Origin of the sequence: Streptomyces sp. 147326 (genome assembly GCF_045000215.1) — a bacterium.
Classification (GTDB): domain Bacteria; phylum Actinomycetota; class Actinomycetes; order Streptomycetales; family Streptomycetaceae; genus Streptomyces.
This window is the reverse complement of sequence record NZ_CP134201.1, coordinates 471,119-483,817: the sequence shown is the minus strand read 5'-3', so window position 1 is coordinate 483,817 and position 12,699 is coordinate 471,119. Positions and strand designations below refer to the sequence as shown.

The 12,699-nt window shown below is 71.4% G+C and carries 11 protein-coding genes; 6 read left to right on the top strand and 5 right to left on the bottom strand.

Annotated features, from left to right (window positions below; genetic code table 11):
• Window positions 1-37: 37 nt before the first annotated feature.
• Entirely contained in the window at window positions 38-724 is a 687-nt protein-coding gene (locus RIU97_RS02405; protein ID WP_404953066.1) for a GNAT family N-acetyltransferase, read from the bottom strand.
• A 140-nt stretch (window positions 725-864) separates the two neighbouring features.
• Here RIU97_RS02405 and RIU97_RS02400 point away from each other — a divergent pair, with 140 nt between their 5' ends.
• The 3 genes from RIU97_RS02400 to RIU97_RS02390 all read left to right on the top strand — a co-directional run bounded on the left by RIU97_RS02400 (window position 865) and on the right by RIU97_RS02390 (window position 3,929).
• Window positions 865-1,665, top strand: a complete 801-nt coding sequence (locus RIU97_RS02400) for an alpha/beta fold hydrolase (RefSeq protein WP_404953065.1) — start codon at window positions 865-867, stop codon at window positions 1,663-1,665.
• A gap of 99 nt (window positions 1,666-1,764) precedes the next feature.
• Window positions 1,765-2,433, top strand: coding sequence for a (2Fe-2S)-binding protein (locus RIU97_RS02395; protein ID WP_404953063.1), 669 nt, complete (start codon window positions 1,765-1,767; stop codon window positions 2,431-2,433).
• An 83-nt stretch (window positions 2,434-2,516) separates the two neighbouring features.
• Window positions 2,517-3,929 carry an alpha/beta hydrolase family protein gene (locus RIU97_RS02390; protein ID WP_404953062.1) on the top strand — a complete coding sequence of 471 codons (1,413 nt, stop codon included), beginning with the start codon at window positions 2,517-2,519 and terminating at the stop codon, window positions 3,927-3,929.
• Between the two features lie 10 nt (window positions 3,930-3,939).
• Here the strand turns inward: RIU97_RS02390 and RIU97_RS02385 are convergent, their stop codons facing one another.
• Window positions 3,940-5,715: a S8 family peptidase gene (locus tag RIU97_RS02385; protein WP_404962730.1), complete on the bottom strand. Its 1,776-nt coding sequence runs from the start codon at window positions 5,713-5,715 to the stop codon at window positions 3,940-3,942.
• Window positions 5,716-5,980: 265 nt separating this feature from the next.
• Window positions 5,981-7,357, bottom strand: coding sequence for a cation:dicarboxylate symporter family transporter (locus RIU97_RS02380; protein ID WP_404953061.1), 1,377 nt, complete (start codon window positions 7,355-7,357; stop codon window positions 5,981-5,983).
• Window positions 7,358-7,462: 105 nt separating this feature from the next.
• On the opposite strand from RIU97_RS02380, the gene RIU97_RS02375 reads away from it, so the two are divergent.
• Both RIU97_RS02375 and RIU97_RS02370 read left to right on the top strand, forming a co-directional pair.
• Window positions 7,463-9,133 carry an ATP-binding protein gene (locus tag RIU97_RS02375; protein ID WP_404953060.1) on the top strand — a complete coding sequence of 557 codons (1,671 nt, stop codon included), beginning with the start codon at window positions 7,463-7,465 and terminating at the stop codon, window positions 9,131-9,133.
• Complete coding sequence (locus RIU97_RS02370) at window positions 9,130-9,831, top strand: response regulator (RefSeq protein ID WP_327411939.1); 702 nt, start codon at window positions 9,130-9,132, stop codon at window positions 9,829-9,831. Before RIU97_RS02375 ends, RIU97_RS02370 begins: the two co-directional genes overlap by 4 nt.
• On the opposite strand, the gene RIU97_RS02365 is transcribed toward RIU97_RS02370, so the two are convergent.
• Window positions 9,789-10,634: a tyrosinase family protein gene (locus RIU97_RS02365; RefSeq protein ID WP_404953059.1), complete on the bottom strand. Its 846-nt coding sequence runs from the start codon at window positions 10,632-10,634 to the stop codon at window positions 9,789-9,791. The genes RIU97_RS02370 and RIU97_RS02365 overlap by 43 nt on opposite strands.
• Window positions 10,631-11,020: a tyrosinase cofactor gene (locus RIU97_RS02360; protein WP_404953057.1), complete on the bottom strand. Its 390-nt coding sequence runs from the start codon at window positions 11,018-11,020 to the stop codon at window positions 10,631-10,633. The genes RIU97_RS02365 and RIU97_RS02360 overlap by 4 nt, the downstream gene beginning before the upstream one ends.
• Before the next feature lie 287 nt (window positions 11,021-11,307).
• Here RIU97_RS02360 and RIU97_RS02355 point away from each other — a divergent pair, with 287 nt between their 5' ends.
• The gene (locus RIU97_RS02355; protein ID WP_404953056.1) at window positions 11,308-12,699 is read left to right on the top strand and encodes a glutamate decarboxylase; all 1,392 of its coding nucleotides are present in this window, start codon (window positions 11,308-11,310) and stop codon (window positions 12,697-12,699) included.

Here is a 12,699-nt window from a genome sequence, read left to right as displayed (position 1 = left end):
AGCCGGGGAGGACCGTTTTTCCGTTTGTCTGTTCCGGCTAGGCCGGGACCAGCGTCTTGCGGCGCCGCTTGCGCTGCGCGCCGGCCGACAGCCTCAGCTCGATGATCGACCGCACGGCCGGCCACTCCTCGTCGAGGATCGAGTAGAAGGCGGTACTGCGGACGGCGCCGTCCAGCCCCCGCGAATGGGCCCGGCGGACCCCCTCGCAGGTGAAGCCGAGACGTTCCATCGCGACTCGCGACCGGCCGTTGCGCGCATCGGCGCGCAGCGAGATGCGCCTCACACCCCAGGTCTCGAAGGCATGGCGGAGCATGAGCAGCTTCGCCTCGGTGTTGATGCCGGTTCCCTGGGCCGCGGGGGACAGCCAGGTATTGCCGATCTCGGCGGCATCCGGGATCGCCGTCGCCGGATCGCCGAACGGGACGCCCGGCACGGCGGGCCACACCAGCGGCCCCTGCCAGTAGTCGAGTTCCAGGAACCGGGTCGAACCGACGACGCGCCCGTCAGTGGCTCTGACGATGGCGAAGGGGAGCGATCGACCCGCCGCCTGATCGGCGAGGGCACGGTCGATGTACTCGTGGGACGCCTGCACCCCATGGGGTACGGGGGTGAAGGCGTAAGTCGTACGATCCTCGGCCCCGGCCACGGCCAGAGCCTCGGTGTGGTGGGGGGCGAGGGGCTCGAGCCGCACGGTGCGGCCCGCGAGATGTACGGGTACGGGCACGGAGCCTTCGGTCCTTCTGGGCGGTGGGGTGGTTGCACAGTCTGCGTCCATGACGTCGCCCCCCGTGCAAAACACGAGTGAAAGGCAACCGGCTGTCAGGTGAACGCGAGTGGCTCAATGTAGCCCCTTAATGTCCTCTCATGAACCCCCAATTTGGCAATGGTGTGACGCTGATTTTCGATGACTTGGGTCCCCGCGGCGGAGCGCCCGTAATCCTGATCCACGGACATCCCTTCAACCGCACGATGTGGGCCCCCCAGACGGCCGCGCTCACGGCCGCCGGATACCGCGTGATAGCCCCTGACCTGCGGGGATACGGAGAGAGCCCGGTGCTGCCGGGCAAGGCCCTGCTCGCCGATCTCGCGGACGATCTCGCCTCCCTCCTCGCCTCGCTGGGCATCGAACAGGTGGTCGTCGGTGGTGTGTCCATGGGCGGTCAGATCGCGATGGAGTTCCGACTGCGCCACCCGGGTCTGGTACGGGCCCTCGTGCTCTCGGACACCTCCCCGGTTCCGGAGACGGACGACGGCAAGAAGCTCCGCCGGGAGACGGCCGAACGGCTGATCGCCGAGGGCCTGCGGCCGTACGCCGAGGAGGTCATTGACAAGATGCTGGCGCCCTACAACGTGACCGGCATGCCGGAGGCCGCCGCACGGGTGAGCGCCATGATGTGCGCGACCGACCCGCAGGGCGCGGCCGCCGCCCTGCGCGGCCGGGCCGAGCGCCCCGACTACCGGCCCGTGCTCGCCGAGACCACGGAGCCCTGCCTGGTGCTGGTCGGAGCGGACGACGTCTACACCCCGGTCGCGGAGGCCGAGGCCCTGCACGCGCTGCTGCCGAACGCGGTGCTCACCGTCATCGAGGGAGCCGGGCACCTGCCCGGGGTGGAGCAGCCGGAGGCCTTCAACCGGGCGCTGCTGGAGTTCCTCGCCGGGCTCTGAGCCGTCCGCCGCAGTACGTCCGCTGTACGTCCGCAGTACAGCCGCACGCGCTCGGCCCGGCCGGGGGATCACCCGGCCGGGCCTGAGATCATTGCGGGCATGGACGACGTACTGCGGCGACTGGCCGCCGTGGGGCCCTTCTTCGCCGTCCCGTACGGGACGGAGCCGCCCGGGCCCGGCTTCCGGCCGCTGACGGCGCTGTACGGGGAGCGGCTCGGGCCGTACGTGACCGAGGTGGGCCGGCGGATCGGCAGCGGGCCCGGCCGGGTGGCCGCCTCGACCGCGCAGCTCGGCATCGCCTCCCGGCTGTGGTCGCTCGGGCTGGGGTGCGCGGCGCTGGCCGGGCGGGTGCCGGACCTGGCCGCCGACCGGGTGTGGTGGCGGCTGCCGGCCGCGGGGTCGCTGGAGCTGTGGCTGCCCGAGCCCGCGGACCGGCCGGCCGAGACGCTCGGGGACACGGTCCTGGGGAACCTGGCCGTGCTCGACGCGGGTCTGCGGGAGCGGTTCGGGGTCTCGCCGAAGGTTCTGCGGGGGAACGCGGCGTCCGGGCTGGTCGGGGCGCTGCGGGTGCTGAGCGACCGGGTTCCGGGCGGCGCGGCCGTGGCGCTGGCGGGCGCTCTGCTGGCCGAGGGCGGGCCCCTGGCGGGTACCGGCACCTTCATCCACGAGGAGGGGCTCGGGGTGGCCTTCGTACGGCGCAGCTGCTGCCTCTACTACCAGGTGCCGGGCGGTGGGCTCTGCGGGGACTGCGTGCTGCGGACCCGGTAGACGACCCGGCCGCGCGGCCGTTCGGATGAGCGCAGGGTGTGGCAAGCTGCGGGGCCCCCGGGGCTGCTCCTACGGTCCGCTGCATGACTGCTCCCTCACCGCACCAGCCATCCGAGCTGTCCCGCCGCGCCGCGCTCACCGGACTCGCCGCCGGCGCCGGCTCCCTCGCCCTGGGCGGTGGCGCCCCGGCGGCCGCCGCCGAGCCCCGGCCGTCCGGCTCGGCCGAACCGTCCGCCGCGGACCCGGACCCCGCGCCGGGGGCGATGAAGCTCTTCGCCGACCCGGGCTTCAACTTCGCCGGCCTGCTCGCCCTCGGCGGGGCCGGCATGCGCTCCTCCGAGGTCGGCGAGGTGCTCACCGCGGTCAACGCGATCAACGCCGCCGGCCTGTCGGAGCAGACCTTCAGCGACACCTTCCGCTCCTGGGGCGACAAACTCGCCGCGCCGCCGGCCCTCGGCCGGGGCGGCCACGAGACCCCCTCGCAGACCCGGCGCTTCCGCTCCCTGCGCGCCGCCCAGTACTACGCCCAGGCGCTGTTCTACGTCCTCGGCACCGACCACCCCGGCGACGAGAAGGCCGTGTACCAGGCCGGACGCGCGGCATGGGACACCTTCGCCCAGCTCTGCAGCCCGGCCGCCGTGCGCGCGAAGGTCCCGTACGGCAGCACGCACCTGCCGGTCTGGTTCTTCCGCCCCGACGGGCCGGAGACCCCCCGCCCGACCGTCATCCTCACCAACGGCAGCGACGGGCAGAACCTCGACATGTGGACCTACGGCGTGTCCGCGGCCCTCGACCGCGGCTGGAACGCCCTCGTCTACGACGGCCCCGGCCAGGGGCAGCTGCTCTTCGTGGAGGAGACGCCCTTCACCACCCGGTGGGAGAAGGCCGTCGGCCCGATCGTCGACTGGCTGGACGCGCGCAAGGACGTGGACAGCGCACGGATCGCGCTCACCGGCCTCAGCATGGGCGGCAACCTCGTGGCCCGCGCCGCCGCCTTCGAGCACCGGCTCGCGGCGGTGGCCTGCCAGCCGGGCTGTGTGAGCCCCTGGCTCGGCTTCGACAAGGAGCTGCGCGACATCGTCACGGCCGACAAGGAGGAGACCAACCGGATCTGGAACGAGGAGGTGGTTCCGGAACTGACCCCGCAGCTGGCCTTCACGGTCAAGAAGCGCTTCGAGATCTTCGACCGCCAGGCCCTGCTCCAGGCCCGCGCGGGCAAGGTCCTCACCGACGTCTGGACCCCGTCCCAGGTGGCCATCGGACTCGACGTCACCAAGGTCGTGCCGCTGATCAAGGCACCGGTGCTCGTCCTGGACTACGACTTCGAGACGTTCTACCCGGGCCAGCCGCAGCAGATGTACGACCTGCTGACCTCGCGCAAGGAGTACGTGAAGATGACGGAGGCCACCGGGGCGCAGTTGCACTGCTCCCCGATGGCCCCCCAGCAGCACTGCGAGGTCGTCTTCGACTGGCTCGCGGATGTGCTCAGGTCCTAGGACCGCCTTCTCAGAAGGTCAGGTTCCAGGCGTCGATCTTGCCGGTGTCGCCGCCGGCGTTGTCGTTCACACGGAGCTTCCAGGTGCCGTTGGCGACCTCGGAGGAGGCGTTGACGGTGAAGACCTGGTTGATGTTGTCCGTGCTGCCGCCGGCCCGGTTGTGGACCGTGTAGACGGTGCCGTCGGGAGCGATCAGGTCGACCTTCAGGTCACCGATGTAGGTGTGCACGATGTTCACGCCCACCTTGAGGGCGGCCGGGGCGTTGCCGGTCACCCCGCTGACGGTGATCGGGCTCTCCACGGTGGTGTTGTCGCCGATGGCGAAGTCACCGGGGTTCTCGAAGTACTTGCCGGGCGGCGGGGTGGAGCCGACCGCCTTGAGGGCGTCGACCTGGCCCTCGCCGAAGAAGCCGTTCTTCGAGGTGGTGCCCTTGCACCGGCTGTCCGACGGGCAGGCGACGTCGTTGGCCTGGGTGGCCAGCTTGTCGCGCAGCTGCGCCGGGGTGATGCCCGGGTTGGTGCTGGCCAGCAGCGCGGCCACACCCGCGACGTGCGGCGAGGCCATCGACGTGCCGCTCATGCTGCCGTACTTGCCGCCCGGCAGGGTGCTGTAGATGCCGGTGACGTCGCCGCCGGGGGCCGTCACGTCGACGACGTTCAGACCGTAGTTGGAGTACGAGGCCTTCGCGGTGGTGCCCATCGCCGACACCGTCACCACGCCGGGGAGTTCGGTCGGGATGTCCAGGCAGGCGTTGGTGATGGTGCGGGTGACCGGGGTCGAGTCGTTGGGGGACTCGGTGTCGGTCGTCTTGTTGGCCAGGTCGATGTTGGAGTTGCCGGCCGCCGCGACCTGCAGCGAGCCCTTGCCCTCGGCGTACTCCTGGGCGCGCTTGACGCCCTCGATGATCGCGGCCTGGTCGGCGTTGTCCGGGCAGTTGAACTGCCACGGGTCCGTGTAGTAGCTGTTGTTGGTGACCTTGAAGCCGTGGTCACCGGCCCACATGAAGCCGCAGACGGTGTTCTCGGCGAAGAAGAGCGAGGAGTTCGGCTCGGCGATGCGCACCGAGGAGATCTTCACGCCCGGCGCGACGCCGATGACGCCCTTGCCGTTCTTGGCTGCGGCGACCGTACCGGCCACGTGCGTGCCGTGGCTGCCGACGTCCCGCCAGGCGCCGGCACGGGTGTCCGGCTTGCCGTAGGCGCAGGATGCGGAGTCCGCCGCGTTGAAGTTCGGCGCCAGGTCCTGGTGCTGGTCGTCCACACCGGTGTCCAGGATGCCGACCTTGACGGAGGCGGAGCCGGTGGTGACGGCCCAGGCCTGGTCGGCCTTGATCTGCGTCATGTCGGCGCGGACCGGCTCGCCCGAAGGCGTCGTGGACTGCGCCGGGTTGGCGGGCAGCGCCGGGTTGTAGGCGTCCGCCGGCACGTCGGAGGTGCGGGTGGCGCCGACCTGCTGGACCCCGCCCACACCGCGCATGGTGGTGGCGAAGGTGCTGGACGCGGAGTGGGCGACGATCACGCCGATCGCGTCGTAGTACTGGAAGACCGTACCGCCGTTGGACGTGACGGCGCCCCGCACCGCCGTGGTGTCACCGGGAGCGGTGATCACGAGGTAGGCGCGGGTGCCGGCAACCCAGGTCGCACTCTGGGAAGTCGGGGCCGAGGCCTGGGGCGCCGCCGCAGCGGGGGCTGAGGCGGGGGAGCCGGAAGGGGAGACCGGGGCGGTGCCGGCGAGCGCGGCGGGAGCCCCGAAGGCGAGTGCCGCGCCGAGCGTGGCGGCCAGCACGAGGGTGCGTCGAGGTCGGCTGGATATGTGGGGTATCAATGCGTCCTCCGAAGACCCGGTGGTCATGCCGGGTCGTACGAAACAAGTGGTGGACGCAAGATGTCATGCACACAGCCTGCTGCGGAAGTACCTTTTGCAGCATGGGGGTTCGTTTATCGGTGGCCGAATTCCGACTATGGGTGCAACTGTGCGAAATGCGGCGGGCCGGCCGGGCTGGGCACCGTGGGGGCGAGCCCTGCCCGGCCGGCCCGTGCGGGCGGACCGGCTAGACCGGTACGCCGTCCTTGGGAACGTGCGAGGGGACCGGTACGGCGGCCGCCGCCGGCTCCGGCTCGGCCGGATCCGTCCGGTGTCCGTCGTCGACCAGCGTGGTCTCGTCGAACGGCATCCGCCCGGCGAGGACTTCGGCGGCCCGCGCGTGGTCGAACTCCTTCGTCCACGTACCGATGAGCACCGTCGCGACCGCGTTGCCCGCGAAGTTGGTCAGGGCCCGTGCCTCGCTCATGAACCGGTCGATGCCCACGATCAGGCCGACCCCGTCCACCAGCTCCGGCCGGTGCGACTGCAGTCCGCCCGCGAGGGTGGCCAGGCCCGCGCCGGTCACCCCGGCCGCGCCCTTCGAGGCGATGATCATGAACAGCAGCAGGGAGATCTGCTCGCCCAGGGCGAGCGGCTTGCCCATCGCCTCGGCGACGAACAGCGAGGACATCGTCAGGTAGATCGCGGTCCCGTCCAGGTTGAAGGAGTACCCGGTGGGCACCGTGATCCCGGTGACCGGCCGCGACACCCCCAGGTGCTCCATCTTCGCGATCAGCCGCGGCAGCGCCGACTCCGACGAGGAGGTCGACAGGATCAGCAGGAACTCCCGGCCCAGATAGCGCAGCAGCGCGAAGACGCTGACCCCCGTACACACCCGCAGCAGCGTGCCCAGGACCACGAACACGAACAGCAGGCAGGTCGTGTAGAAGCCGATCATGATGACGGCGAGGGACTTCAGCGCGTCGATGCCGGTGGCCCCGACCACCGCCGCGATGGCCCCGAAGGCGCCCACCGGAGCCACCCACATGATCATCGCGAGGACCCGGAACACCAGCTTCTGCACGTGCCCGATGCCCCGCAGCAGCGGTTCCCCCGCCGTGCCCATGGCCTGCAGCGCGAACCCGCAGAGCAGCGCCACCAGCAGCGTCTGGAGCACCTCGCCCCCGGTGAAGGCGGACACCAGCGTGGTCGGGATGATCCCGAGCAGGAACTCCGGCGTGCTCTCGGCGCCGCCCGCCTTGGCCTGCGCCTCGCCCGCGCTGCGCGCCGCCTCGGTCAGGTGCAGCCCGCTGCCGGGCTCCAGCAGGTTGCCGACCAGCAGGCCGATGGCCAGTGCGACCGTGGACATGACCATGAAGTAGCCGAGTGCGAGCCCGCCCACGGCGCCCACCTTGGCGGCCTTGCGGACGGATCCGATGCCCAGCACGATCGTGCAGAAGATGACGGGCGAGATCATCATCTTGATGAGGTTGACGAAGCCGGTGCCCAGTGGCTTGAGCTCCACGGCCACGCCGGGTGCGGCGAAACCGACGGCGATGCCGAGCAGCACCGCGCCGATCACCGCGATGTAGAGATAGTGCGTTCTGTCGCGTCTGGCGGCCACGATGCCTCCCGGTGGTGAATGCGTTCCGGGAGACCATCGCCCAGGGCTGTGACCCCGGTCACCCTTGCGTTCATTGAGTTCACGAGCCGGTGCACACTGAGCGGCATGTTCCGCTTCCCCCGACCGCCGCGCAGCCTCGCCGGACAGCTCTTCGCCATGCAGGTGCTGCTGGTCGCGCTGGTCGTCGCGGGCTGCGCCGTCTACGCGTACGTCACCGCCCGGGGCCAGGCCGAGGACGCCGCCCGGCGGCAGGCCGGCGCCGTGGCCCACGCGGTTGCCGACTCACCCTCCGTACGGGATGCCGTTCGGGGAGCGGCCCGCGGCAGCGACCCGTCCGTCGAGCTCCAGCCCTACGCGCAGAAGGTCCGCGCGGACTCCGGGGTGGACTTCGTGACGATCATGGACCTCGACGGGCGGCGGTGGACCCACCCCGACCCGCGCCGGATCGGCGAGCCCTTCATGGGCAACACCGCCCCCGCGCTGCGCGGCGAGACCTTCAGCGAGACCTACACCGGCACCCTCGGCCCCTCCATCCGCGTGGTCACCCCGCTCGAGGACGACGGCCGGATCGTCGGCCTCGTCAGCGCCGGGATCACCGTCCGCGCGATCAGCGACCGGCTCGGTGCGCAGCTCTCCGCCCTCGCCTGGGTCGCGGCCGCCGCCCTCGCCCTCGGCGGGGTCGGCACGTACGTCGTCAACGCCCGGCTGCGCCGCCACACTCATGGCATGAACGCGGCCGAGCTCAGCCGGATGTACGACTACCACCAGGCGGCCCTGCACGGGGTCCGCGAGGGGCTGCTCATGCTCGACGGGCAGCGCAGGATCACCCTGATCAACGACGCCGGACGGGAACTGCTGGGCCTGCCGGGCGGGGAGATCACCGGCACCGGCGTCGCCGACCTCGGTCTGCCGGCCCCCCTCACCGGAGCCCTGCTCGCCGACCGGCCCCGGGTGGACGAGGTGCACCTGACCGCCGACCGGGTGCTGGTCGTGAACAGTTCGCCGGTCGCGGGCGGCGGCCGCCGGGGCACCGTGGTCACCTTGCGCGACCACACGGAGCTGCAGGCGCTGACGGGCGAGCTGGATCACGAGCGGGGTTTCACGCAGGCCCTGCGCTCCCAGGCCCACGAGGCGGCCAACCGGCTGCACACCGTGGTCTCGCTCATCGAACTGGGCCGTGCGGACGAGGCGGTGGACTTCGCCACCGCCGAGCTGCAACTGGCCCAGGCCCTCACCGACGAGGTGGTCACCGCGGTCGGGGAGCCGGTGCTGGTCGCGCTGCTGCTGGGCAAGGCCGCCCAGGCGCACGAGCGGGGAGTGGAGCTGGTCGTCACCGCGGACAGCCGCAGCCTCGCCGACGGGGGCGGGCTGCCGCCGGCCCGTGACCTGGTCACGGTGCTGGGCAACCTCATCGACAACGCGGTCGACGCCGTGACCGCCGTGCCGGGCGCCCGGATCGCGGTGACGCTGCGGCCGGAACGGGACGAGCTGCTGCTGCGGGTCGCCGACAACGGACCCGGGCTGCCCGAGGGGGTGGACGTGTTCCGCCGGGGCTGGTCCGGCAAGGGGGAGGGGCGCGGCCTCGGTCTCGCCCTGGTCCAGCAGGTGGCCCAGCGCTACGGCGGCACGGTGACCGCAGCGCAGGGTCCGGGCGGCGGAGCGGAGTTCACGGTCCGCCTGCCGGTCGCGTCCCCGCAGGGCGCGGCGGCTGCGGATCCGGCCGCCTTCCCGCGGGGCGGGGCGGCCACGGATGCGGCCGCCGGGGGTCCGCGGTGAGCGGGGGCGACGTACGCGTCCTGGTGGTCGAGGACGATCCGGTCGCCGCCGACGCGCACGCGCTCTACGTGGGCCGGGTGCCCGGCTTCAGCGCCGTCGGCGCCGTCCACTCCCTCGCCGAGGCCACCCGGGTCCTGGAACGGACCCGCGTCGACCTGCTGCTGCTCGACCTCGGGCTGCCCGACGGACACGGCCTGCGCTACGCACGCGGGCTGCGCGCCGCCGGGCATCCCGTCGACGTGATCGTGGTGACCTCGGCGCGGGACCTGGCCGTGGTGCGCGAGAGCGTCTCACTCGGCGTGGTCCAGTACGTACTGAAGCCCTTCGCCTTCCCGACGCTGCGCGAACGGCTCCTGCGCTACGCCGAGTTCCGCGCGACCGCGGGCGAGGCGGCCGGCCAGGACGACGTGGACCGGGCGATGGCGGCCCTGCGCGCGCCCCGCCCGGCCGAGCTGCCCAAGGGGCTGAGCGCGCCGACCCTGGACCGGGTCGCCGCCCTGCTGCGGGCGGCGCCCGAGGGGCTGACCGCGGCAGGGGCGGCCGAGGCGGCCGGGATCTCGCGGATCACCGCACGCCGCTACCTGGAGCACCTCGTGGACACCGGCCGCGCGGACCGCACTCCCCGGTACGGCCAGGTCGGCCGCCCCGAACTGCACTACCGCTGGCTGGCGGCGGCCGGTTCGGTGTCGAACGTGTAGAACTTCCGGTGGTCCAGCATGTCGGCCGGGGTCACGTCGTTCCACGGCCGCATCGTGTCGTTCAGGTCCACGACGTTCGCCGTGCCGGCGGCCGGCAGGTAGGTGGACTGCGGATGGCGCGCCTGCCAGTCGGCCCACAGCTTGTCGATGAAGGCGTGGTGCATCCAGAAGACCGGGTCGTTCGGGGAGACCCCGGTGGACATCTGCCCGCCGACCCACACGTGCACCCGGTTGTGCAGGTTGGCGCCGCGCCAGCCCTCCAGGTGGTTGCGGAACCCGTTGGAGGAGCTGTTCCAGGGAGCCATGTCGTAGACCGGCATGGCGAGCACGGAGTCCACCTCGGCCTTGGTCGGCAGCTGGGCGACGCCTGTGCCGAGGGCGCGCCGCAGGTACGCGCGCCCGTCCACCCGTACGTCTATGTTCCACTTGCCCGTCGCGTAGGCGAAGGGACCGTCGAGGACCTGTCCGTCGCGGGCCCGTCCGGTGCCGCCGAGGAAGTCGGGGGCCCAGAGCGAGGAGCGGGAGGTGCGGTCCACGGTCCAGTCCCAGTAGGGGAGCGAGACGTTCGCGTCCACTTTCTGCAGCGCCGCCTCGAATTCCAGCAGGAAGCGGCGGTGCCAGGGAAGGAAGGACGGGGAGCGGTGGCCGACCCGGTCGCCCGAGTCGGTGTCGCTCATGATGAAGCCGTTGTGGGTGGTGACGAAACGGTCGTAGCTGCCGGTGCGCTTGAGCTCCAGCAGGGCCGAGGTGAAGGCGCGCTTCTCGTCGGCGGTCAGCGTGGCCTGGTTCTTGCGGACGGTCATGCCGCACCACCGAAGGGGGCGAGGGCGGCGCCCTGGAGATCGCGCACCGCGGCGCGGGCGAGCAGGGTGGGGTCCGAGAACGTCTCGTAGTGGTTGATCACGCTGATCCAGGTTCCGTCGGCGTTGCGCATCACGTGCAGTTCGCGGCCGTCTATTCGTACGGTCGGCTGGCCGGGGGAGTGGTGGCCGCCGTGGTGGCCGCCCTCGCCCGGGGTGATCTGAATGCGGCGGCCCTTGTAGACCTCGTCGACCGTGCCCGGGGGTGTGGACGCGGTGGGGGTCGCGGCGGCGCTTGTGGCGACGCTCGCGGCGGTAGCGGTGAGGCCTAGGACGGTGAGTGCACCGGCAGTTGTACCCAAGGCCTGACGGCGGGTGATCTTGTTCATGGCCTGAGAGGTATCAGGGCAAAGGAAACGGTGGGCCGGTATCAGGACATCCGCGGATAAGTTGCCCGTAGAACAAGTTGGATGATCTTCCCGTATGAATCGGCTCCTGAGGTTCGAACGGGAAGATCTGCGGGATCGAGTCTACTGGACAGTAATTTCTTCGTGTGTCCAGGGCCTGTATGCGGAAGGTCACACCGCAGAGTCGGCTGGAAGCGGAGCGTCATCTGCCGTTCGCGTCGCTTCGCTCTCATCCCGGATCGATGGGGTTTGTCACCTATAGTCCCGATATGGCTCTTCATGAGACGAAGGACACGCGCTCCCGTGACGCCGATACGGACGTGTTCGCGTCCGCGCTGAGCGGCGAGGTCCTCCCCAAGTACCGGATGCCCGAGGACCACTCGCCCACCGAGGTCGTCTACGAACTGCTCCGCAACGAACTCCTCCTGGACGGCAACGCCGCCCAGAACCTGGCCACCTTCTGCACCACATGGTCGGACGAGGGCGTCCACCGGCTGATGAACGACTGCCTCGACAAGAACATGATCGACAAGGACGAGTACCCGCAGACCGCCGAGATCGAGTCCCGCTGCGTCAACATCCTGGCCGACCTGTGGAACGCCCCCGCCGGCGCCACCGCGACCGGCTGCTCCACCACCGGTTCCAGCGAGGCCGCCATGCTCGGCGGCCTCGCCCTCAAATGGCGCTGGCGCGAGCGCCGCCGCGCCGCCGGCCTCCCCACGGACCGCCCCAACCTGGTGTGCGGTCCCGTTCAGGTCTGCTGGGAGAAGTTCGCCCGCTACTTCGACGTCGAGCTGCGCCAGGTCCCGCTGGAGTCCGGCGCCAACGGCCTGCTGCCCCATCAGCTCGCCGCCTACGTCGACGAGAACACCATCGGCGTCGTCGCCATCCTCGGCGTCACCTACACCTGCGTCTACGAGCCCGTCGCAGAGATCGCCGCCGAACTCGACCGGATCCAGGCCGAGCACGGCTGGGACGTCCCCATCCACGTGGACGGCGCCAGCGGAGGCTTCGTCGCGCCCTTCCTCCACCCCGACGTGGTGTGGGACTTCCGGCTGCCGCGCGTCGCCTCCGTGAACACCTCCGGCCACAAGTACGGGCTCACGCCCCTCGGAGTCGGCTGGATCGTCTGGCGCACCGCCGACCTGCTGCCCGCGGACCTCGTCTTCGACGTCGACTACCTGGGCGGCGACATGCCGACCTTCGCCCTCAACTTCTCCCGTCCCGGCGGCGAGATCATCGCCCAGTACTACCTCTTCCTGCGCCTGGGCCGAGGCGGCTACCGGCGCGTCCAGCTGGCCTGCGCCGAGACCGCCCAGTACCTGGCCCGGGAGATCGCGCAGATGGGCCCCTTCACCCTCCTCTACGACGGCGAGGGCGGCCTCCCGGCGGTCTCCTACAGGCTCGCCGATCCGGAAGCGGCCGGCTTCACCCTCTACGACCTCTCCGACCGGCTGCGGATGAGGGGCTGGCAAGTGCCCTCGTACCCGCTGCCCGCCGACCGCGAGGACACGGTCATCCAGCGGGTCCTCGTCCGGCACGGCGTCACGCGTGACCAGATCGCCCTGCTCGTCGACGACCTGCGCCGGGCCGTGGAGCACCTGAAGGCCTCACCCCCGCCCGTACCGACGGCGGCGCCCCGCTCCGGCTTCCACCACTAG

Excerpts from the sequence above, each read along its gene's own strand:
- RIU97_RS02400 (WP_404953065.1), top strand. The coding sequence starts at position 865 with ATGAACCCCCAATTTGGCAATGGTGTGACGCTGATTTTCGATGACTTG.
- RIU97_RS02395 (WP_404953063.1), top strand. The coding sequence starts at position 1,765 with ATGGACGACGTACTGCGGCGACTGGCCGCCGTGGGGCCCTTCTTCGCC.
- RIU97_RS02390 (WP_404953062.1), top strand. The coding sequence starts at position 2,517 with ATGACTGCTCCCTCACCGCACCAGCCATCCGAGCTGTCCCGCCGCGCC.
- RIU97_RS02375 (WP_404953060.1), top strand. The coding sequence starts at position 7,463 with ATGTTCCGCTTCCCCCGACCGCCGCGCAGCCTCGCCGGACAGCTCTTC.
- RIU97_RS02365 (WP_404953059.1), bottom strand. The coding sequence starts at position 10,634 with ATGACCGTCCGCAAGAACCAGGCCACGCTGACCGCCGACGAGAAGCGC.
- RIU97_RS02360 (WP_404953057.1), bottom strand. The coding sequence starts at position 11,020 with ATGAACAAGATCACCCGCCGTCAGGCCTTGGGTACAACTGCCGGTGCA.
- RIU97_RS02355 (WP_404953056.1), top strand. The coding sequence starts at position 11,308 with ATGGCTCTTCATGAGACGAAGGACACGCGCTCCCGTGACGCCGATACG.